This window comes from Caballeronia sp. DA-9 (genome assembly GCF_051615025.1).
Lineage (GTDB): Bacteria > Pseudomonadota > Gammaproteobacteria > Burkholderiales > Burkholderiaceae > Caballeronia > Caballeronia sordidicola.
This window is the reverse complement of record NZ_CP195131.1, coordinates 711,336-731,656: the sequence shown is the minus strand read 5'-3', so window position 1 is coordinate 731,656 and position 20,321 is coordinate 711,336. Positions and strand designations below refer to the sequence as shown.

General features: G+C 61.2%; 20 protein-coding genes. 14 read left to right on the top strand and 6 right to left on the bottom strand.

The window, feature by feature from the left end; genetic code table 11:
* Window positions 1-4: 4 nt before the first annotated feature.
* The 7 genes from ACRWA7_RS03345 (at window position 5) to ACRWA7_RS03315 (ending at window position 7,494) form a co-directional block, all read left to right on the top strand.
* On the top strand, window positions 5-928 hold the full coding sequence (locus ACRWA7_RS03345) for a LysR family transcriptional regulator (RefSeq protein WP_060858713.1): 924 nt from the start codon (window positions 5-7) through the stop codon (window positions 926-928).
* A 153-nt stretch (window positions 929-1,081) separates the two neighbouring features.
* Window positions 1,082-2,239: an SRPBCC family protein gene (locus ACRWA7_RS03340; RefSeq protein ID WP_438390056.1), complete on the top strand. Its 1,158-nt coding sequence runs from the start codon at window positions 1,082-1,084 to the stop codon at window positions 2,237-2,239.
* A gap of 27 nt (window positions 2,240-2,266) precedes the next feature.
* Window positions 2,267-3,436, top strand: coding sequence for an ABC transporter ATP-binding protein (locus tag ACRWA7_RS03335; RefSeq protein ID WP_438390055.1), 1,170 nt, complete (start codon window positions 2,267-2,269; stop codon window positions 3,434-3,436).
* Window positions 3,437-3,464: 28 nt separating this feature from the next.
* On the top strand, window positions 3,465-4,502 hold the full coding sequence (locus ACRWA7_RS03330) for an ABC transporter substrate-binding protein (protein ID WP_438391041.1): 1,038 nt from the start codon (window positions 3,465-3,467) through the stop codon (window positions 4,500-4,502).
* Between the two features lie 32 nt (window positions 4,503-4,534).
* Window positions 4,535-5,818, top strand: coding sequence for an ABC transporter permease (locus ACRWA7_RS03325; protein WP_438391040.1), 1,284 nt, complete (start codon window positions 4,535-4,537; stop codon window positions 5,816-5,818).
* A gap of 19 nt (window positions 5,819-5,837) precedes the next feature.
* Window positions 5,838-6,665 (top strand): ABC transporter permease, encoded by an 828-nt coding sequence (locus ACRWA7_RS03320; RefSeq protein ID WP_060858717.1) that lies wholly within the window; start codon window positions 5,838-5,840, stop codon window positions 6,663-6,665.
* Window positions 6,666-6,702: 37 nt separating this feature from the next.
* Complete coding sequence (locus ACRWA7_RS03315; RefSeq protein WP_438390054.1) at window positions 6,703-7,494, top strand: phytanoyl-CoA dioxygenase family protein; 792 nt, start codon at window positions 6,703-6,705, stop codon at window positions 7,492-7,494.
* Between the two features lie 104 nt (window positions 7,495-7,598).
* Here the strand turns inward: ACRWA7_RS03315 and ACRWA7_RS03310 are convergent, their stop codons facing one another.
* Entirely contained in the window at window positions 7,599-8,192 is a 594-nt protein-coding gene (locus tag ACRWA7_RS03310; RefSeq protein ID WP_438390053.1) for an acyltransferase, read from the bottom strand.
* A 576-nt stretch (window positions 8,193-8,768) separates the two neighbouring features.
* Here ACRWA7_RS03310 and ACRWA7_RS03305 point away from each other — a divergent pair.
* From ACRWA7_RS03305 to ACRWA7_RS03290, 4 genes are all read left to right on the top strand, one after another.
* Complete coding sequence (locus ACRWA7_RS03305; RefSeq protein ID WP_438390052.1) at window positions 8,769-9,506, top strand: MFS transporter; 738 nt, start codon at window positions 8,769-8,771, stop codon at window positions 9,504-9,506.
* Window positions 9,467-10,063, top strand: coding sequence for an MFS transporter (locus ACRWA7_RS03300; protein WP_438390051.1), 597 nt, complete (start codon window positions 9,467-9,469; stop codon window positions 10,061-10,063). Before ACRWA7_RS03305 ends, ACRWA7_RS03300 begins: the two co-directional genes overlap by 40 nt.
* Before the next feature lie 10 nt (window positions 10,064-10,073).
* Entirely contained in the window at window positions 10,074-10,976 is a 903-nt protein-coding gene (locus ACRWA7_RS03295) for an SMP-30/gluconolactonase/LRE family protein (RefSeq protein WP_438390050.1), read from the top strand.
* Between the two features lie 74 nt (window positions 10,977-11,050).
* Window positions 11,051-12,259, top strand: coding sequence for a porin (locus ACRWA7_RS03290; protein WP_438390049.1), 1,209 nt, complete (start codon window positions 11,051-11,053; stop codon window positions 12,257-12,259).
* 57 nt (window positions 12,260-12,316) lie between these two features.
* Here ACRWA7_RS03290 and ACRWA7_RS03285 read toward each other — a convergent pair whose 3' ends face one another.
* On the bottom strand, window positions 12,317-12,757 hold the full coding sequence (locus ACRWA7_RS03285) for a universal stress protein (protein ID WP_063493292.1): 441 nt from the start codon (window positions 12,755-12,757) through the stop codon (window positions 12,317-12,319).
* 139 nt (window positions 12,758-12,896) lie between these two features.
* Complete coding sequence (locus ACRWA7_RS03280) at window positions 12,897-13,676, bottom strand: alpha/beta fold hydrolase (RefSeq protein WP_060858723.1); 780 nt, start codon at window positions 13,674-13,676, stop codon at window positions 12,897-12,899.
* A gap of 155 nt (window positions 13,677-13,831) precedes the next feature.
* Between ACRWA7_RS03280 and ACRWA7_RS03275 the strand changes: the two genes are divergently transcribed.
* Entirely contained in the window at window positions 13,832-15,319 is a 1,488-nt protein-coding gene (locus ACRWA7_RS03275) for an HD domain-containing phosphohydrolase (protein WP_438390048.1), read from the top strand.
* On the opposite strand, the gene ACRWA7_RS03270 is transcribed toward ACRWA7_RS03275, so the two are convergent.
* Window positions 15,314-16,189 carry a LysR family transcriptional regulator gene (locus ACRWA7_RS03270; RefSeq protein WP_438390047.1) on the bottom strand — a complete coding sequence of 292 codons (876 nt, stop codon included), beginning with the start codon at window positions 16,187-16,189 and terminating at the stop codon, window positions 15,314-15,316. The two genes, ACRWA7_RS03275 and ACRWA7_RS03270, sit on opposite strands and share 6 nt — an antisense overlap.
* Window positions 16,190-16,363: 174 nt before the next feature.
* On the opposite strand from ACRWA7_RS03270, the gene ACRWA7_RS03265 reads away from it, so the two are divergent.
* Window positions 16,364-16,810, top strand: coding sequence for a lysozyme inhibitor LprI family protein (locus tag ACRWA7_RS03265; RefSeq protein WP_438390046.1), 447 nt, complete (start codon window positions 16,364-16,366; stop codon window positions 16,808-16,810).
* Between the two features lie 42 nt (window positions 16,811-16,852).
* Here the strand turns inward: ACRWA7_RS03265 and ACRWA7_RS03260 are convergent, their stop codons facing one another.
* Window positions 16,853-17,158 carry a VF_A0006 family four-cysteine protein gene (locus ACRWA7_RS03260; RefSeq protein WP_438390045.1) on the bottom strand — a complete coding sequence of 102 codons (306 nt, stop codon included), beginning with the start codon at window positions 17,156-17,158 and terminating at the stop codon, window positions 16,853-16,855.
* 259 nt (window positions 17,159-17,417) lie between these two features.
* Here ACRWA7_RS03260 and ACRWA7_RS03255 point away from each other — a divergent pair, with 259 nt between their 5' ends.
* Entirely contained in the window at window positions 17,418-19,319 is a 1,902-nt protein-coding gene (locus ACRWA7_RS03255) for a putative bifunctional diguanylate cyclase/phosphodiesterase (protein WP_438390044.1), read from the top strand.
* Window positions 19,320-19,363: 44 nt separating this feature from the next.
* On the opposite strand, the gene ACRWA7_RS03250 is transcribed toward ACRWA7_RS03255, so the two are convergent.
* Complete coding sequence (locus ACRWA7_RS03250) at window positions 19,364-20,275, bottom strand: LysR family transcriptional regulator (protein ID WP_438390043.1); 912 nt, start codon at window positions 20,273-20,275, stop codon at window positions 19,364-19,366.
* Between the last annotated feature and the right edge of the window lie 46 nt (window positions 20,276-20,321).

Here is a 20,321-nt window from a genome sequence, read left to right as displayed (position 1 = left end):
GCCCATGGAACCTGCGCAATTACGCTATTCGCTAAGGCAGTTGAGGTATTTCGTGGTGACCGCGGAGGTGTTGTCGTTTACGGCTGCGGCGAAGTTGCTGCATATCTCGCAGCCATCGATTTCCACGGCGCTCGCGGACCTCGAAGTGTCGTTCGGCGTTCAGCTTTTCATCCGGCATCACGCAAGCGGCTTATCCCTGACGCAAGCCGGGCGCGAGATGCTCGGCCGCGCACGCGACCTGTTGAAGAACGCGGAAGACCTCCAGAGCGCGGCGAAGGAAATGGACGGCGGCATGTCCGGCGCGATCACGCTCGGCTGTCTGGTTTCGCTTGCGCCGCCGCTCATGCCCGCCATGATGAGCCGCTTCATAGCGAGTCATGCGGGCATTGCATTCCGCACGCTGGAAGCGCATCAGGACGATTTGCTGCGTGGCCTGCACGACGGATCGCTCGATATCGCGCTGACCTATAACCTCGACCTGACCGACGAAATAGCATTCACGCCGCTGCTGTCCCTGCCGCCTTATGTGATCCTGCCGAAGAACCACAGGCTCGCGCGGCAGCGCACGGTGGCGCTCGCCGACCTGCGCGACGAACCTTATGTAATGCTCGATCTTCCCCATAGCCGCGAGTATTTCGCCGGTCTTTTCGATGCGGTTGGCGGCCGTCCGATTGCGGCATTCCGGTCATCGCAGCCGGAAGTGGTGCGAGGAATGGTCGCCAATGGCCTGGGCTACAGCATCCTTAATTTTCCGCTGAAATCGAGCCGCACGGTGGACGGCGAGGATTTCGTGATCAAGCAGTTCAGGGACGAAGTCAATGCGACCACGCTCGGGATTGCGCAATCCCGCAGCATGAAGTCCCGGCAAGTCGTTCAGCGCTTCGCCGCGTTCTGTGAAGAGGAAATCAAGCGCGAACGGCCGCGCTGAGGCCACCCTTCCTGGATAGGAAAAAACTTGGTTCTACATGCGAAAACAATATTTTGGCTGGTAATTTGACTTGATAGATTGATGTCCATGCAGCGAGCAGCCTGGCGGACTTTGCGCCGGCTGTAGCATCCACTGAATAGACAGGGAGGCGCGATGGAATCTTCAACGGCAGCGTCGAGCGCGGGGTTCGAGATTGTCCGCCAGTTGCAGGCCAGTTGCGAACGTCCCTTCAGCGACGCGCGTTCCATGCCGCCCGCCGTCTACACTTCGGCGGATTTTCTCGCGCTCGAGCAAGCCAATATTTTCCGCAGCGAATGGCTGTGCGTTGGCCGGGCGAGTGCGATTGCCGAAACGGGCGACTATCTCACGGCGGATATCGATGGCCAGCCGATCGTGGTCTTGCGCGACGAGAAGCTGAAATTGAAGGCGTTTTCCAATGTCTGCCTGCATCGCATGTCGGTGCTGCTCGAAGGCCGCGGCAACACACGCCGAATTGTCTGTCCCTATCATGCATGGAACTACACGCTTGACGGCGCATTGAGCGGTGCGCCAATGATGGATCGGCAAAGCGGGTTCTGCAAGGAGAACTATCGTTTGCCATCGGTCCGGTGCGAGGTCTGGGAAGGCTGGATCTACGTGACGCTCAACGCCGGCGCGCCGCCGGTCGCCGAAAAACTTGCGGGTCTTACCGAGTTGATTTCCAGCTACGGCATGGCCGACTATAAGGAAACGTTTTACGAAGAACATGTGTGGGAGACCAACTGGAAAATCCTCGCCGAAAACTTCATGGAGAGCTATCACCTGCCCATGCTGCACCGGGCGACCGTCGGACCGCATTCACGCCTGGAAGAAATGGAATGCCCGCCCGGCAGCGACGCGTTCAACTATCACTGGATCACGAAGGAAGCGTCGTTGCCCATTGGCCAGGCGCATCCTGACAATCGCCGGCTTGAAGGTCACTGGCGCAAGACGACCGCGCTGCTCGCGATCTATCCGACGCACCTCGTTACGCTCACGCCGGGCTACTTCTGGTATCTCGTGCTGCAGCCGGTCGGCACCGGGCGCGTTCATATCCGCTTTGGCGGCGGCCTTGCGCCCGAGTTCATCGCGGATCCAAAGGCGGCCGAATACATGACCACGCTCAAGGCATTGCTCGATGCGGTCAACGAAGAAGACCGGCGCGGCGTGCAGGCCGTGTTTCGCGGTGTGGGCGCGCCGCTTGCCAGGCCGGGACACCTGAGTCATCTGGAAAGGCCCAATTACGATTTCGCGCGGTATCTGGCCCAACACGTCGCGCAACCGTTCGCCTGATCCTCAACACTCTCACGGCACGACACGATGTCAACGCACTCCTTCATCTCCTTCGCGGGCGTGAGCAAGACATATGACGGCGTTCATTACGTCGTGGAAGGCCTCGACCTCGATGTCGCCAAGGGCGAGTTCGTCTCGTTGCTCGGGCCGTCCGGATCTGGCAAGACCACTACGCTGATGATGCTTGCGGGATTCGAGTCGGCGACGCAGGGCGAGATTCGCCTGAACGGGAAACGTCTCGACGACAAGCCGCCGCACCAGCGCGACATTGGCATGGTGTTCCAGAACTACGCGCTGTTTCCACATTTGACGATCGAGCAGAACGTCGCGTTTCCCCTGTCCGTGCGGCGCATGGACAAGACCCAGCAGAAGGCGCGTGTAAAGCGCGCGCTGGATATGGTCGAGTTGCCGCACCTCGCGGCGCGCCGTCCGTCGCAGTTATCCGGCGGCCAGCAGCAACGCGTGGCGCTGGCCCGCGCGCTCGTATTCGAGCCGAGCGTGGTGCTGATGGACGAGCCGCTCGGCGCGCTCGACAAGCGCCTGCGCGAAACCATGCAATACGAGATCATGCGGCTGCATCGCGAGCTCGGTTTGACCGTGGTCTACGTGACCCACGACCAGGCGGAAGCGCTGACCATGTCGGATCGCGTGGCCGTTTTCTCCGATGGCCGCATTCAGCAGGCAGCAACGCCAACGGAACTGTATGAGAACGCGCACAACGCGTTCGTCGCGAACTTTGTGGGTGAGAACAACGGCTTGATGGGACGCGTGCTTGATCAGGACCCGGAGTGGGCCACCCTCATATTGCCCGATGGCGCGGTGATTCGCGGACGTTGCGGACGCGGCTTGCGCAACGGCGAGGAAGCAATGCTGGCGCTGCGCCCGGAGCGCGCGCACATTGCATCGGGAGAAGACATTCAGAGCATGTCGCGTGCGAATACCGGCACCAACACGGTGACCGCGCGCGTGGAAGAACTCGTGTATTGCGGCGACCACCACCGCGTTCACCTGAAACTTGGGAAACAGGGCACAGGCGACAGCCTGATTGTCAAAGTACCCAATACGCAGCATCACGATCTTCCGTCTCTTGGCAGTGCAACCGCCGTGGCATGGCGCCACGACGACTGCAAGATCCTCGCAACGGCCGTAACCGCAAGCCACGGCCTCGCTCCGTCCCTCACCGCAAAAGTCCACTGACATGAAAACCAAACTTATCCGAACCGGTATGACGGGCATCGCCGGGCTTGTACTGTCGACGGCCGTGCTGTTTTCGGCCAGCGCGCTTGCAGCCGAAACAATCTCGGTCGTGACCTTCGGCGGCGCGTATGAAGCCGCCGCGAAGAAGGCGTTCTTCGAGCCGTTCACGGCGGCTACGGGCATCGGCTTTTCGACCGAATCGTACGATGGAGGCCTCGCCAAATTGTCCGCCATGGAGCAGGCGAAGAACCCGACGTGGGATCTGATCGACCTCGAATCAAACGACGCGATCACCGGTTGCGACGAAGGTTTGCTGCAAAAAATCGACAAGAAATCGCTGGGCAATACCAGCGCATTCATTCCCGGTTCGATCATGGATTGCGCGGTCGCCGCCATGGTGTGGTCCACGGTCTACGCTTACGACACGACCAAGCTCAAGACCGCGCCGACCTCAATCAACGATTTCTTCGACCTGAAGAAGTACCCCGGCAAGCGCGGCCTGCGCAAATCGCCGAAGGTGACACTGGAATGGGCGCTGCTTGCCGACGGCGTCAAACCCGCCGATGTCTACAAGGTGCTCGGCACGCCCGCCGGCGTGGATCGTGCATTCAAGAAGCTCGATACCATCAAGTCGAGCATTGTCTGGTGGGAAGCCGGCGCGCAGCCGCCGCAACTGCTTTCGGACGGCGCGGTGGTGATGACGCAGGCGTATAACGGCCGCATTGACGACGCCGTGCACAAGGATCACAAGCCGTTCGAATCGGTGTGGGACGGCCAGGTCTACGACTTCGAATGGTGGGGCATTCCGGCAGGCGCGAAGAACGCCGACGCCGCGGCGAAGTTCATCGTGTCCGCATCGACTGCAAAAAGCTATGCCGACCTGACGAAGTACATTGCCTACGCGCCGCCGCGCAAGGACTCGATCCCGCTTATCGATAAAGCCCGGCTGAACGACTTGCCGACCGCGCCCGCCAACTTCAAGCGCGCCGTGCAGATCAATGCGAGTTTCTGGGCCGATAACGCCGACCAGATCAACAAGCGCTTCCAGGTCTGGCTGACCCAGTAAATAATTTGGCAAGGCGAACCGTGACCGTGACTGTGACTAGCAATCTGCGGGAACCGGCTGAAGCAGGCGTTGCGCGCACCGGGGCCGATGCCGGCGCCGACCCCGGTGCGGGCGGCCGCGCAGCTTATGACAGGACGCGCCGGCGAGCGTCGGCCCAAGCACTCCTGCTCGCGCTGCCGCTGCTGCTGTTCCTGCTCGCCACGTTCATTGCGCCTATTGCGATCCTGCTTTCAAGGAGCGTGGTGAACCACGAAGTGCCGGCGAATTTGCCAGCGCTGTCGCAGGCGCTCAATGCATGGAACGGCGAAGGCGTGCCCGACGAACGCACCTTCGCCCTGCTCGCCGCCGACATGCGGCGGGCGTCTCAGGAAGGCCAGCTCGGCCCGGTCGCGCGGCGCATGAATTTCTACCTGCCCGAGTTTCGCAGCCTGCTGATGAAGACCGCCCGTCAGCTGCCGGAGACCGCACCACCCGCATGGAAACCTGCGTTGATCGAACTCGATGCACGTTGGGGCACGCATGACATATGGCGTTATCTGAAGCGCTCGGCGGTTTCTCCAACACCCGATTACCTGCTGACCGCCGTGGATTCCGAAGTCACGTCCGGCGGCGCGATCAAATCTCTTCCCGCAGACAGCTCTGTCTACCTGAGCGCGTTTGCGCGCACGGTGTGGATCAGCGCCTCCGTGACATTGCTGTGCCTTGTGCTCGGTTATCCGGTCGCGTATCTGCTCGCCACGCTGCCGCCCGCGAAAAGCAACCGCCTGATGCTGCTGGTGATCGTGCCGTTCTGGACCTCGCTGCTCGTGCGTACGACCGCGTGGTACGTGTTGCTACAACCGAGCGGCGTGATCAACAGCCTGCTGGTGAGTTCGGGAATCGTCAGTCATCCCCTGCCGCTGCTTTTCAACCGCACGGGCGTCTTGATCGGCATGACGCATATCCTGCTGCCCTACATGATCCTCGCCATCTACTCAGTCATGAAAGGCGTGTCTCCGGTCTACATGCGCGCGGCGCAATCGCTTGGCGCGCATCCGGTGACGGCGTTCGTTCGCATCTACATGCCGCAGACGCTGCCGGGTGTCGGCGCGGGTTGCTTTCTGGTCTTCGTGCTGGCGCTCGGGTACTACATCACGCCCGCGCTGCTCGGCGGCGCGGGCGACGAAATGATCAGCCAGCTCATCGCCGCGCAAACCAACGAGCAACTCAACTGGGGCCTGGCGGGCGCGTTGTCGGCGTATCTCGTGATCTTCACGGCCGTGTTCTATTTCGTGTTCAACCGGCTTGTCGGTATCGACCGGTTGCGCTTTGGCTAGTACCAGGGAAGACGTCATCATGCAAAGCCAGCGACATCTCGTGCTATCCGAGCGCATTGCGTCCAGGTGGTTGCGCCTGCATTGCGCGCTGATTTTGTTCTTCCTGATCGCGCCGATTCTTGCAATCGTGCCGCTGTCGTTCAACTCGGGCGCGTACTTCTCGTATCCCATGCAGGGCTTCTCGCTGCACTGGTATTCGAAGGCGCTAGGCAGCAGCGACTGGCAGCGCGCGTTTGTGAACAGCATTGGCATCGGGGCGGCGTCCACGCTGCTGGCAACGTGCCTCGGCACGCTTGCCGCGCTCGGGCTGAGCCGCTCCAACTTTCCGTTTCGCGCGGTCATCATGCCGCTGCTCATCTCGCCGATGATCATTCCCATCGTGGTCGTGGCTGCCGGGTTTTATCTCGTGTTCGCGCCGCTGGGGCTGGTGAATTCGTACGTTGGCGTGGTGCTGGCGCACGCGGCGCTCGGCACGCCCTTCGTGGTGATCACCGTCACGGCTTCCCTGCTTTCGTTCGATCAAAGTCTCATTCGCGCAGCGTCAGGCCTTGGCGCCACGCCATGGACCGCGTTTCGCCGCGTGACCTTGCCGCTGATTCTCCCGGCCGTGGCGACGGGCAGCGTGTTCGCTTTCGCGACTTCCTTTGATGAAGTCATCGTGATCCTGTTCATTGGCGGCCCGGATCAGCGGACCGTGCCACGGCAGATGTGGAGCGGCATTCGCGATTCCATTGATCCCTCGATTCTCGCGGTCGCGACCATGCTGATCCTGTTCGCGGTTGCGCTCTTCAGCAGCATCAACTGGCTGCGCGGACGCGGCGCCGCAGCCGCGCTGCCGGGCGCGTGATTCGAGGGAAAGCCCATCAACGTCAAAGGAGAACACCATGCTGGCGGCAGAACGTGAAGCGTTTGATCGTGACGGCGCGGTTGTGTTGCGCGGGTTGTTCACAGACTGGATGGAAGCGTTGCGCGAAGGCGTGGAATACAACGCAACGCATCCGGGACCATCGTTCAGGAACTACACGCCCGAGAAAACCTCAGGCCGTTTCTTCGGCGATTACTGCAACTGGCAGCGCATCGAGCCGTTCAGGGATTTTGTCGAGCACAGCACGGCCGCCTCTGTTGCGCAGGCGTTGATGGGCTCGCAGCGCGCTCGCATCTTCCATGAACATGTGCTCGTGAAGGAAGCGGGCGCGGCCAAGCTCACGCCGTGGCATCACGACGAACCCTACTACTGCGTGAGCGCGGATCAGGCCGTGAGCCTGTGGATTCCGCTTGATCCCGTACCGCGCGAAACGTGCGTGGAGTTCGTGGCGGGATCGCACAAGTGGGGCAAGTTGTTCCGGCCGCGCAAGTTCAGCGGAGTTGCCTACGATCACAAGTCGGAGCGGCTCGAGGAGTTGCCGGATATCGATGCAAACCGTGGCGATTATCAGATTCTCGGCTGGAATCTGGAACCGGGCGACGCCATTGCATTCAACTTCCACACCGTGCACGGCGCGCCCGGCAATCTGGCGGGACAGCAGTCGCGCCGGGTGGTGTCGTTCAGATGGCTGGGCGATGGCGCGCGTTTTGTTGATCGCGGTGGTGAAACGTCGCCGCCTTATCCGGAACTAATGAGCAGATACAAGCACGGTGATCCACTGCCGGAAATCGAATTTCCCTTTATTGTTTGAAGGCGTGCTCCCGAAAATACCAGTTTTTATTCTACTTCGAGATAAGCGCCTTTCTGTCTGGATAATGGCCGATTTTGACTAGTGGTAATAAGTCATTCGGACCATTAATCTCTGACCCAATCGTCCGGAACATCCAGCGCCCGGATTACTTTCGCCGGAGAGCCGCCGGCAAGCGTCTTTGCCGGGATTTCTCCCACGACCGTGGAACCAGCCGCGATGACAGCGTGATCGCCAATATCCGCGCCGGCCAATATGGTGGAGCGCGCGCCAATCCAGACGTTATTGCCGATTGATATAGGCGCGCGCTTGGTTGGATGTTGCGGCGAAACCTGATGAAAATCGGTGTCGAAGATATAAGCCATATCGCCGATCTTGCAATTCCTGCCGATCTTGACAGACAGGGTGGCGCAAAGATTCGCACCGTCGTTCATGAACGTGTTTCGTCCGATTTCCAGTATTGCGTCCTTGGTCACCGTGATGTGCTGGCGTGTGCGGAACGAACGGAAAGAGCAATTCCGGGCAATATAAATACGCCCTTTATTCGTGATTTTCGGCCATTTTCCCGAAAAGACCGGCGGACTTTCATAACCAACGTTATCCGCCTTCAGCGACAGGCCAACAAGCAGGCGCTTGAATCTGGATAATCCACTGACAAATGCTTTTTTCATCCTGTGTCCATTTTGAATGGCAAACTTCACCCTCGCGAGGGTGATTCAAATCATATTCTGATCACAACGCGCGTGATTGCGGCCAAGCGATACTTTCTGTAACAAAATATCGAAACACGCTTATTGAATTGCATTGGAGTGTCCGGTCGTTGCGCATCATTGACCGGTACACGCGGGTTGGCCGTTAATCCAAATCGAGTCTGTGATGACATCTGATGTCCTAGCAGCGTGCATGTTAGCATCGCCAAAACGGGGCCAAATGATGCGGTGCCTGGCGTCCGTCGATCCTGCAACTCGCAATCAAGCGGGTCGGACGCCGGAACTGTCCTAACGGTACTTATCGGTTTCCCTTACTTGTATGACGTCATTTCATATTGCTAACTAACTGCACTGGCCTTAAAACGCCTTAGACCTCCGCCTCTCCTGGCTTTACCAACATTTTCGCCATTCTCGTGCCAGATTTTCGTTAAATATCGCTGGCGTAAACGCTGAGTCCCTCCCTGTTGCGCGTGCCAAGTCATCTGACATACGATGCGTTCACATTACGTAACGTACCTTACGTCCACGCAATGTCTGGTCAGACAACAACGACACGGAGACACCGACATGGCAATAGAACTAAAAGGCCTGCGCTGGTGGATGATCGGCCTGCTCACGCTCGGCACGGTCATGAACTACCTCGCGCGCAGTTCCCTGAGCGTCGCCGCTCCCACGGTCATGGCCGACCTTCATATCACCACCGCTCAATACGGCTGGATCACCGGCGCCTTTCTCGTGATGTACCCCATCGGCGCGCCGGTCACCGGCTATCTCATGGACCGCGTCGGCCTGCGCTTCGGCTTTCTGCTATGCGGCGTCATGTGGTCCATCGTGTGCATCGGTCATGGCTTTGCCAGCGGCTGGGTCGGGCTGTTCGTGCTGCGCGGCTTGCTCGGACTTGCGGAAGCATCGTTTATCCCGGCTGGCATGCGCATGGCGGCGTTCTGGTTCCCGGCACGCGAACGCGCGCTTGCAGCGGGAATCTTCAACATTGGTACATCGGTAGGCGCCATTGCCGCACCGCCGCTCATCGCATGGTCGATCCTCAAGTACAACTGGGAAATGGCTTTCGTGATCGCGGGATGCCTCGGCCTCGTGTGGGCCGCGCTCTGGATCATGTTCTATCGTCATCCTAACGAACACAAGTCGCTCACGCAGAAGGAAGCGGCTTACATAGTGGAAGGCGAACACGCCGAACTCTCCGATAACGGCGCAAAACCAACCTGCGCCAGATCTTCAGCCAGCGCAATTTCTGGGGCATCGCGTTGCCGCGTTTCTTCGCCGACCCGGTGTGGGGCACGCTAGTGTTCTGGATGCCGCTCTACCTGCATCAGGCGCGCGGCTTCGACCTGAAGGCCATAGCCATGACGGCATGGTTGCCGTTCGTCGCAGCGGATATCGGCTGCCTGATGGGCGGAACGATCTCCATGTTCCTGAACAAGCGCTTCAACGTCTCGGTGATCAACGGCAAGCGCATGGTCTTCACGCTGGGTGCGCTTGTTATGACGGCAATGGCAGGCGTGGGGTATGTGAAGGAGCCGGCCACGGCGATCTTCCTTCTTTGCCTTGGCGGCTTCGCGCACCAGACGTTGTCGGTCACCGTCATATCAATGTCGGCCGACCTGTTCCCGCGCCGCGAAGTGGCTACCGTGACGGGGTTTGCGGGGTTATCGGCGGGGATTGGCAACCTGAGCTTCACGCTCGTGATCGGCGCGTTGGTCTCGACCATTGGCTATGCGCCGTTTTTCGTGGCGCTTGGATTTGGCGATCTGATCGGCGTGGTGCTGTTGTGGACCCTGGTTCGCCCGGCGCTCGTCAATCGCCCCGCCGACGCAACGGTCACGCGTCCGGCCAATGCGTAGCAATGCATCGATGAACACAGCGCGCGTGGAACGTGTCGAGGCAGACGGTCAAACTCCGGCGCAAGTCGGCGAGAGTCCGGTATGGCATGAAGCCGACCAAGCGTTGTACTGGGTCGACATCCCCGCGCGCACGATTGCCCGCGTGCACGTGGAAACCGGCACGCGCACGAACTGGGTATTGCCGGAACAGGTGTCATGCATCACGTTCGATCGTAACGGCACGGTGTTGGCCGGCTGCGAGACGGGGCTCTTTGCGGTCAATTTATCGAGTGCAGGGGCAATGACGTTCGAGCGGCTCGCCGCACCCGATTTCCCCTTTCCCGGCATGCGTTTCAACGACGGCCGTTGTGATCGCCAGGGCCGCTTCTGGGCTGGCACGATGGTGCAGGACATGGCAGCGTCCAACCCGGCGGGCAGTTTATATAGATACGACGCGAGCGGTACATTGTCAGCGCCCGTGGTGCGCGATCTGATCGTGCAGAACGGACTCGCATGGTCACCTGAAGGCACGACCATGTACCTCTCCGACTCGCATGCGTCGCGTCGCCTCGTATGGGCGTTCGACTACGACACGGACACGGGCGAACCCCACAATCGCCGCGTCTTCGCCGATCTAAACCGTTTCACCGGCCGTCCTGATGGCGCTGCGATCGATGCCGACGGCTGCTATTGGACCTGCGCCAACGACGCGGGCGTTCTGCTTCGCTTCACGCCCGATGGCGCGCTCGACCGCACGCTGCCATTACCGGTCAGCAAGCCTTCGATGTGCGCCTTTGGCGGCCGCGACCTCGACACGCTTTTCATTACGTCTATACGCCCGGCGACCGGCGCCAGCGAACTCGACGGTCATCTGCTCGCGGTGCGGCCTGGCATATGTGGCATGCCGGAGTGCGGATATTCAGGATTGCTATGAGAGTAGGTAGCAAAAAAATGGTCCGCGACACTGCTGGCCAAGCCGCAATCATCGATATAAAAAGAGGAGATTCCATGCAGTCACGCCACGCCAGCAAAGCCGTTCTCATCGGCCTTGCCACCCTCGCCTCACCGGTCTTTGCGCAGAACAGCGTGACGCTGTACGGCATTATCGACGACTCGATCACGTATCAGAGCAGCCAGGCGTCGCTTGGGTCGAACTCCGGCGGACGCTCCAACGTCAAGATGCTTCCGGGCGTCTGGGCAGGCAGCCGCTTCGGCCTCAAGGGTGCCGAAGACCTGGGCGGCGGCAACAAGGCCATCTTCCAGCTCGAGTCGGGTTTCAACTCGGCGACAGGCGGCCAGCAGTACACTAACGCCATGTTCGGCCGCCAGGCGTGGGTCGGCTTGACGAACCCTGTCTACGGTACGTTTACGGCAGGCCGCCAGTACACGTCTTACTACACGCTCCTTGCGCCCTATAGCCCGACCACGTGGCTGACAGGCGCGTTCGGCGCGCATCCGGGCGACCTGGATGAACTCGATACCATTTATCGCGCGAATAATTCGCTGGTCTACACGTCGCCGAAATTCTATGGCGTCACGATCAGCGGCTCCTATTCGTTCGCGGGCGTTCCGGGCAGCGTGAACCAGGGCTCGACGTGGAGCGGCGCGGTGCAATATGCCACTGGCCCGTTCGGCATTGCGGCGGGCATCACGCGCATCAACAACTCGACGCCGGGCGGCGGCGCATTCGGCGTGGATTCCACCACGAACTCGGCGGGACAATCGGGTGTATCGGCGGTGACCAACGGGTACCAGACTGCGCAGGCGCAGCAGCGCATTGCCGTGGCTGGCGGCTATACCTTCACGCCGGCTTTCGATATCACGTTCTCGTATTCGAACGTGCAATACATTCCCGGGATCAATTCGAGCTTCAAGACAACGACCATTTTCAACACGGGCGGCGCGGTGCTGCACTGGAAGCCGGTTACCCTCATCGACCTTGCGGCGGGCTACAGCTACACGCGCGCGACGAAGGCCAACGGCATTACGAGTTCGGCGCAATACCAGCAGTTCAACTTGTCCGAGTACTATTCGTTGTCCAAGCGCACTGGCCTCTATGCATTGCAGGCCTATCAGCGCGCGAACGGCAAGACGCTGGGCACCAACGGCGTAAGCATCATCAATGCAACGTCGGCGATTGGCGATGGCTTCCAGTCCGCGCCATCTTCGTCGCCGAGTCAGTTTGCGGCGGGCGTGGGCATCATTCACCGGTTCTGATTGACGTAGTACGCACGCGTAAAAAAGCGGCGCGCCCACGCCAGGGCCGCCGCTTTTTTAAACCGTTACTGTAATCACAGCACTTGCCCCACACCGCCCTATCAGCGTCTGATGCGGTGCAGGGCCGTGCCAAATGCGCGCAAACGCCGAGCGCCGCCTGTGCCCCAGCACCACAAAATCAGCGTGCAACGCTTGCGCATAATGCTGCACGTTGTCCGCAATATTGCCGATCGCAATGTGCCCGTGCGCGTCCATGCCGCGTTCCTCGGCGAGATCGAGTCCGCGCCTGAGCGTCTCGCGCGCCGCATGCTCGATGTTCAGATAAGCGCCTTCGGACGGCATGCCGAGTGTGGACGCCACCATGGCGGCGGTATCGATGACAACCAGCACGTGCAATTCAGCCGCCAGGGATTTTCCCAGCGACGTTGCGTGATGCAACGCCGCCGTCATCTCCGCCGTGCCGTCGTAGCACGTCAGGATGCGCCGATAGTCAAACATTCCAGGCTCCGATGGTTCCCGCCTTGCTGCGGTTCGTTCGGATAACGCCCTGGATCGCGGGAAAATTCCACCCGCGCCGTCGAAAAAATTCCCACTACGCATCAAACCGCATCGTGCGACCCTGGCCCATCCAATGCAATCAATGCACCTTGGTTGCCGCCGCGATGATCGCCGCCGCCACCGCGTTCGGCTGGCTCACCATCGCCACATGGCTCGAATTCACGTGCGTGACCGTGGCGCCAATCTGCGCGGCCATGGCCGCTTGCAGATGCGGATCGATCATGTGGTCTTTATCGGCGATGACAAACCACGACGGCTTCGAGTGCCACGCGGCGGTGCTCACCTTGTCGTCCGTCGCGCTCGCGGCCCACGGACCTTGCGTGGCGGCGATCAGGCGCGCCTGCGGCACCGGCAGATCCTGCGCGAACTGATGAATGACGGCGTCGGTGGAAAGCGTCAAGTAATTGCCGGAGTCCTTCTGCAACTGGCTCGCCCATGCCGGCGCCGGCTTGCCCTTGAGCATGTCGTTGATCGACGTATTGTTGTCGGGCGCGAAAGCGGCGACGTAGACCAAGGCCTTGACCTTGTCGTCGTTGCCGGCCTGCGTGATCACCACGCCGCCCCACGAATGACCGACCAGCACGACCGGCCCATTTTGCTGCTCGATTGCGCGCTGGGTCGCGGCGGCGTCGTCGGCGAGCGAGCTCAGCGGGTTCTGGACCGCGACCACATGCAGGCCGCGCGCTTCGAGCAGCGGGATCACCTTGTTCCAGCTGGAGCCATCGGCGAATGCGCCGTGCACCAGCACCACGTTCGTGCCCTTCAGGTCCTGCACGGGAGCAGCGTGGACCGCGGGCACTGCAAACAGGCTGCCGAGCAGCATGGCGGATGCGAGGACTTTCTTAAGAAGATTGTTCATGATGTCATTTCCTTGTGTGGGTCGGTATGAGCCGTTACTTTCCCAGACGAAGGCGGCGGGCGGTATCGGTTGAATGACCGACCCTGAAAGCCTCGCGTATAGTGACGGCCTGAAGTTCCGCCCTTGTGCGCCTTATCTCCGGAGACATCGAACTCATGCAGAGCGACCGTTCCGCGCGTTCTGACATCCGCGCATTCGACGCCGTCAAGGCGCTCGCCTTTATCGGCGATCTCAGCATGGGACAGCCGACCGACCACTCGCTGCGCACGGCGTGGCTTGCGCTGCAACTCGCGCAGGCGGCAGGAACGGACGCCGCCGGTTGCGCCACCGCGCGCGAGGCGTCGTTGCTCCGATGGTCGGGCTGCACGGCCAACGCATCCGGTTTCGCCGATGCGCTCGGCGACGACATCGCCGGCCGCGAAGCCATGCTCGCGAATCGTCCCGACTGGGATGAGCCGCTGCATGCGCAACCGGGCGGTCTGGGCGCCACCATTCAGCCGCTTGCGCAGATTCATTGCGAAGTCTCCGGCGAGGTCGCGCGCATGCTCGGCCTCGCGCACGAAACCGAGACCACGCTGCGCCACATCTTCGAAGCGTGGGACGGCCAGGGCCTGCCGGCACGAATGGCGGGACCGCAGGTTCCCGCGCCGGTGTTCATGGTGGCGCTGGCAGGCGATATCGAAATCTTCAGCCGCGTGTACGGGCTCGAACGCGCGCTTGCCCTGATTGCGCATCGGGCTGACATCCGGTATCCCGCCCGGCTTGCCGCGCTTGTGTCCAGGCATGCCGGGACCTGGCTGAACGCGCTCGATGCACTGCAACCCGGCGAGATTGACGAAGCGCTGCTGACGCCGCAGATGCAGCAGGTCACGTCGCCAGAACTCATCGCGGATGTGATCGACCTGAAACTGCCGTGGATGACGGGCTTCTCGCGCGAAGTCGCTGCGACGGCCGCAACTTGCTGCGCGCGTCTTTCTCTCGATAACGACGCGCAAGAGCGCGTCTACCGCGCGGGGCTGATCCATGGCATCGGGCGCGCGGCCGTGCCCAACGCGCTCTGGAACATGCCGGGGCGGCTGTCGGCATCGGCGTGGGAGAAAGTGAGGCTCGTGCCGTACTGGACCTCGCGGGCCGGCAAGCAGACGGGCACGCTCGAACAGGCGGCCGAGCTGGCCTCGTTCGCCTATGAACGGCTCGACGGCACGGGCTATTTTCGCAGCGCGGGCAATGCGGCGCTGCCGCTCGAAGCACGCGTGCTGGCGGCAGCGGCGGCATGGGTCGCGCTGCGCTCGCCGCGTCCGTGGCGGGAAGCCATGAGTCCGGGCGCCGCCGCCGAACTCATGCGCGCCGAAACGGCACAAGGACGCTTCGACGCCACAGTGGTTGATGCACTGCTTGCGTCGGGTCCAGCGCAGCCTCGACGCCCGCGTTATGACGCGCGGCCGCAAGCGGTGCGTTTGTCCGCACGCGAAATCGATGTCTTGCGCTCCATCAGCCGCGGCGCGAGCAACAAGGAAGCCGCGCGCGAACTGGAACTGAGTCCGAGCACGGTGCGCACGCACGTGGAAAGCGTATTCCGCAAGCTCGAATGTTCGACGCGCGCCGCCGCCACGCTCAAGGCGTCGGGCATGGGCTTCCTATGAGCGGGCTGCCGTGACCTCGGCGGCAATCCAGTTGTTGAAGGACGCCATGGCGGGTGTCGTGCCTTTTCCTCTCATCGATGTAAGCCAGTAACTGCCCGCGTTGACCTCGATGTCGAACGGGCGAACCAGCGCGCCTGTGTTCAGTTCCCGCTCGAACATGGCTGCGGGCGCGAGCGCGACGCCCGCGCCCTGCATGGCCGCTTCCACCATCAATCGCGATGAATCGAATACCGGGCCGCGCAGTGTTCGCGGCGCAATGCCGGCGGCGGCGAACCAGCGTGTCCAGTCATCGACCCGGTACGAACGCAGCAAGGTCTCGTTGGCGAGGGCCTCGGGCTTGTCCAGCCGTGCGGCGATGTCCGCCGAGCACAGGATGGCGAGCGGCGCGTCAAGCAGTTTGGTCGAGACCGAACCGGGCCACGTGCCGTCGCCAAACCGGATCGCGAAGTCGAGTCCTTCGGTGGCCAGATCGACCAGATTGTTATGCGTGAGCAGCCTCAATTCAATGAAAGGATGCGCGGCGCGGAACGACTTGAGCCGCGGCATCAGCCATCCGACCGCAAAGGTGCCGACCGCGCCCACCGTAAGCACTTCGTGGAAATGGCCGCCATCGAACTGCTTGAGCACGGCTTCGATCCGGTCGAACGCATCGGTCAGCACGGGGCGTAGCGCGAGGCCTTCGTCCGTCATGCCGAGTCCACGCGGCAAACGCTTGAAAAGCGCCGTGCCAAGCCGTTCTTCCAGCGATCTGACCTGCTGGCTGACCGCAGCCTGCGTCACGTTCAGTTCGAGCGCCGCCCGCGTGAAACTCAGGTGCCGCGCGGACGATTCGAACGCCCGCAGCGCATTCAGAGGAAGATAAGGTCGCATGCAACTTGTCCGTCAGTCCAGTGGGGTTCCAGGGTGTGCGTAAATCTATCATCGCCTGGAATGCGCTACGGCGGATATTGGCAGCCAGTTTGCATGTCATATCCAATGCCGGTTTTAAGGGCAAAATAACGATTCCTCACGTCACCCTATTTTTCCCGGATGATCACCACGCTCTTGCATAAAACCAGCCGATGGCTCGCGCCGCTGGTCCTGATCTCGGGCATGTGCGCGGCGGCATCCGCATTCGCTGCGCCGGCAGAACCCCGCGACAAGACCTCCGAGGCGTTGGACGCCTGCCTCAACAATCCGAAGACCGTATCCACCGCGGACATGTCGGAGTGTTATTCGGTCGCCTACAAGGCTTTTGATCGCAGGCTGAACGTTGCGTATCAAAGCCTGTTGAAGACACTTCCCACCGTTCCCGCACAAAAGCTGAAGGCGTCGCAACGAAGCTGGCTGACTTTTCGCGACACCGAACTATCGACTCAATCGGCGATCTTCGCGACGCGCCAGGGCACGATGTACGTACCGATGCAGGAAGAAGAAGGCATGTCCCTCACGCGCGACCGCGCACTGAGACTGGAGTCCTATCTGGGCGTGATGTCGGTTGACGGGCACTGACACGAACGCCCCGTAGTATTTCTGGCAAAAAACGGCTATCCATCAACGGCCGTTTTGCCGTCCGCAAGCCGCCATGATCTGCTGCGACGCGTAATCGTTCTCGGCGCCTTGCAGGTTCTGCAACAGACAAACGCGATAGTTCTTCTCGTTGTTGTTGAGGAACGCGCTTTCTTTATAAAGCTTGCGGCACGACGCGGTGATCAGGTCCGTTGCATAGTTGCTTCTCACCCCTTTCAGGCTTTGCAACACACACTGGTTATAGGACGCGTCTTCGTCGAACGCCATTGCGGCGCCTGATGTCAAGAGCGTCAAGCCCAGTGCAACGAGTAAGCCAATGCCTTGCTTCATTTTCTTATCCTTGAGTAAAAAAATGCATGCATTACGTTCGCCGCCAACACCGCACATGTGCTTGCCATTGCCCTGCCGCACATAGTACCTTCGCCGTCGATCCACCTGTATATCGCTGCCCGGACTGCGCGGCGCCCCGCACCTTACGCAAACGTCAGAATAGATTTTTATTAAGCGCAACCTGTAATCCACGGGATAATCGACATCAGAAAAAGCCAGACGCGCCGCTAACCATATAACCACTCATATTGCGCACTCCATGGCGTTTAGCGAACCGAGGTCGCCATTCTTCAAATGGCTCGTGGGATCGGCTCAAGACCTGAGCACTGAAAACCGGCAGATCCTGCTTTCGAATCTTTTTACCAGGACAACCTCGATTGTCATGGCATCGATCTGCGAGCTCAGTGTCTGCGTGACGGCCTTATATCTCCATCCGGGCGCACGCTACCTGGCATGGACACTCGCGGTGCTCGTGGTGCTGGCCTTGCGCCTGTCGCTGATCGCCGTCTGCTGCCGGCGCAGCGAGCACAACGAGCCGACGCCCACATCGTTTTTCCTGGCCGCGAGCATTTTGTGGAGCGTGCTCCTTGGAATTGGCGCGCTGCTCTGCAATATCAGCGGCGACCAGACGCTCTTTCTGCTGGGCAACGTCTGCGCGGTGGGTGTGGTCGGCGGACTGGCCGGGCGCAATGCCGGCACGCCGCGGCTCGTGATGATCCAGATATCGATCATCTTCGCGTTGCTCGGCCTCGGCGCGGCGCTCTCGCCCGGCACGGGAAAAATCGTGCTGCTGCTCCAGGCGCCGTTTTGCGCGGCGGGATTCTTCACCGTGGCAGTACGCAGCAACAAGGACACGGTCGCCATGCTGCGCGCGCAGGAAACCAGCAATCGGCTGGCGCGCCACGACAGCCTCACGGGCCTGCCCAACCGCGCGCGCATCAGCGAACTGCTGATCAACCGTACCGATGCCGAACCGGCGCTGCGCCCTGGGTCGTTTGCCGTGTTGCTGATCGATCTCGACGGCTTCAAGGCGATCAACGACAGCCTTGGCCACGCCGCAGGCGACCTCGTGCTGCAGGAATCGGCCAGGCGCTTGCGGGCGGTCCTGCGCAAGGGCGATATTGTCGGGCGTCTGGCGGGAGACGAATTTGTCGCCATCGCAAACGATGCCTCGCTGAGCGAGGAAATCCGACTGCTCGCGGACCAGATCGTCAAGACGCTTGCCCGGCCTTTCGTGCTCAATGACGCGCTCGTGCGCATTGGCGCGAGCGTCGGCATTTCGCAGTATCCCGAGCATGGCGACACTGGGCCGCAGTTGCTGATCTGCGCGGACCGCGCGCTCTATGCGGTGAAGCGCAGCGGCAAAAGCGCGTTTGCCGTGTTCGATGCCCAGGCGCACGCGTCCGACGACAGCCTGAGCCTCCTGCGCAGCGACCTGGAAGGCGCGCTTCAGGCCTTTGGCAGCGGCTTGCGCATGGAGTACCAGGCAATCGTCAATCTCGCGAGCGGCATCACGACTGGCCGCGAAGCCCTCGTCCGATGGACCCATCCCACGCGCGGCGAGCTGGCTCCCGCCACGTTCGTTCCCATTGCCGAGCGCACGGGACTGATCCTGCCGCTTGGCGACTGGGTGCTGCGGCGCTCTTGCGAGGAAGCCGCGAGATGGCGCGAACCGGTGGTCGTCGCGGTGAACGTCTCGCCGGTTCAGTTGCGCGAGGAATCGTTCGCGGACACCGTGGCCTCGGTACTTCGCGAATACGGCTTACCGCCTTCGCGGCTGAATATAGAGGTGACGGAAACCGTGCTGATGAGCGACGATGGACCAACGCGACGCAACGTGGAACGGCTGCGCGCAATGGGCATCGGTCTCGCGCTCGATGACTTCGGCACGGGGTTTTCGACGTTATCGAACTTGTGCCGCTTTTCCTTCGATACCCTCAAGATCGATAGCTCCTTCGTGCGCGAGTCCGTGCACCGGCGGGAATCGGCGGCTGTCGTGCGCGGCATCGTCGCGCTCGCGCGCGAGATCGGCATTCCCACGACGGCTGAAGGCATCGAAACCGACGAGCAACTGGCGTTCGTGCGCAAATGCGGATGCACGAGCGCGCAAGGATTCTTTCTTGGACGGCCGGAACGCAATGAACGCATTGCGGCGGCGTGAAATGAAGGACTTGCATTGCGTGTCCATTTCACGCATGCGTCGCTTTATGCCCGTGCGATGTCCGTTGCGTTCCAGTCGGACTCGCGCGCCAGTTCCACGAACGCCGTCAGGTAATCAATGGCCGTATCCGTTTCCCGGACGCCCAGGAAAATCTGCTTGGCAATGCCTTTTGCGCCGAGCCGAACGGCGCTGACCGCGACCTTGTCCGCATATTCCTCGACGAGCCATCGCGGCAACGCCGCCACCCCGCGTCCGCTCGCGACCATCTGCAACATGATGTCGGTGGTCTCTATGACCTTGTGCCGTTTCGGCACGACATTCGCCGGCATCAGGAACTGGTTGTAGATATCCAGGCGGTCTGTCTCGACCGGATAGGTGATCAGGACCTCGTCCGCCAGTTCATCGGCGAGGATGAACGGCGCGCCGGCCAGCCGGTGCTGCCGTCCCACCACCAGCACCTGCTCGTAGTCGAACACCGGTTCGAAGCGCAAGCCGGGTTTTCGCAAGGGGTCGGGCGTAACCAGTATGTCGATGTCATAGCCAAACAACGCGCCAATGCCGCCAAACTGGAATTTCTGTTTCACGTCGACATCGACATCGGGCCAGCGCGCGAGATAAGGCGACACAACCTTGAGCAACCACTGATAACACGGGTGGCATTCCATGCCGATGCGCAGCGTGCCGCGCTGTCCCAGCGCGAATTGCTTCATGCGTTCTTCCGCGTGTTCCATCTGCGGCAGCACGCGGTTCGCAAGGGCGAGCAGGTATTGCCCGGCCTGCGTCAGCCGCAGGTTTCGTCCATCGCGGCTCCATACAGCTGTGCCGAGTTGCTGCTCCATCTTCTTGACCGTGTGGCTGAGCGCCGACTGTGTCAGGCACAGCACGTTCGCGGCAGCGGTGAGCGAGCCCTGGCGGTCCACTTCCCGGATGATGGCTAGATGGGTTCGGTCGAGCATACGGAATCCATGAAAGGAACTAATCGATCGATGAGAAAAGACCATT

Coding starts and splice junctions, on each gene's coding strand:
- ACRWA7_RS03345 (WP_060858713.1), top strand. CDS start 5: ATGGAACCTGCGCAATTACGCTATTCGCTAAGGCAGTTGAGGTATTTC.
- ACRWA7_RS03340 (WP_438390056.1), top strand. CDS start 1,082: ATGGAATCTTCAACGGCAGCGTCGAGCGCGGGGTTCGAGATTGTCCGC.
- ACRWA7_RS03335 (WP_438390055.1), top strand. CDS start 2,267: ATGTCAACGCACTCCTTCATCTCCTTCGCGGGCGTGAGCAAGACATAT.
- ACRWA7_RS03330 (WP_438391041.1), top strand. CDS start 3,465: ATGACGGGCATCGCCGGGCTTGTACTGTCGACGGCCGTGCTGTTTTCG.
- ACRWA7_RS03320 (WP_060858717.1), top strand. CDS start 5,838: ATGCAAAGCCAGCGACATCTCGTGCTATCCGAGCGCATTGCGTCCAGG.
- ACRWA7_RS03315 (WP_438390054.1), top strand. CDS start 6,703: ATGCTGGCGGCAGAACGTGAAGCGTTTGATCGTGACGGCGCGGTTGTG.
- ACRWA7_RS03305 (WP_438390052.1), top strand. CDS start 8,769: ATGGCAATAGAACTAAAAGGCCTGCGCTGGTGGATGATCGGCCTGCTC.
- ACRWA7_RS03295 (WP_438390050.1), top strand. CDS start 10,074: ATGAACACAGCGCGCGTGGAACGTGTCGAGGCAGACGGTCAAACTCCG.
- ACRWA7_RS03290 (WP_438390049.1), top strand. CDS start 11,051: ATGCAGTCACGCCACGCCAGCAAAGCCGTTCTCATCGGCCTTGCCACC.
- ACRWA7_RS03285 (WP_063493292.1), bottom strand. CDS start 12,757: ATGTTTGACTATCGGCGCATCCTGACGTGCTACGACGGCACGGCGGAG.
- ACRWA7_RS03280 (WP_060858723.1), bottom strand. CDS start 13,676: ATGAACAATCTTCTTAAGAAAGTCCTCGCATCCGCCATGCTGCTCGGC.
- ACRWA7_RS03275 (WP_438390048.1), top strand. CDS start 13,832: ATGCAGAGCGACCGTTCCGCGCGTTCTGACATCCGCGCATTCGACGCC.
- ACRWA7_RS03270 (WP_438390047.1), bottom strand. CDS start 16,189: ATGCGACCTTATCTTCCTCTGAATGCGCTGCGGGCGTTCGAATCGTCC.
- ACRWA7_RS03260 (WP_438390045.1), bottom strand. CDS start 17,158: ATGAAGCAAGGCATTGGCTTACTCGTTGCACTGGGCTTGACGCTCTTG.
- ACRWA7_RS03255 (WP_438390044.1), top strand. CDS start 17,418: ATGGCGTTTAGCGAACCGAGGTCGCCATTCTTCAAATGGCTCGTGGGA.
- ACRWA7_RS03250 (WP_438390043.1), bottom strand. CDS start 20,275: ATGCTCGACCGAACCCATCTAGCCATCATCCGGGAAGTGGACCGCCAG.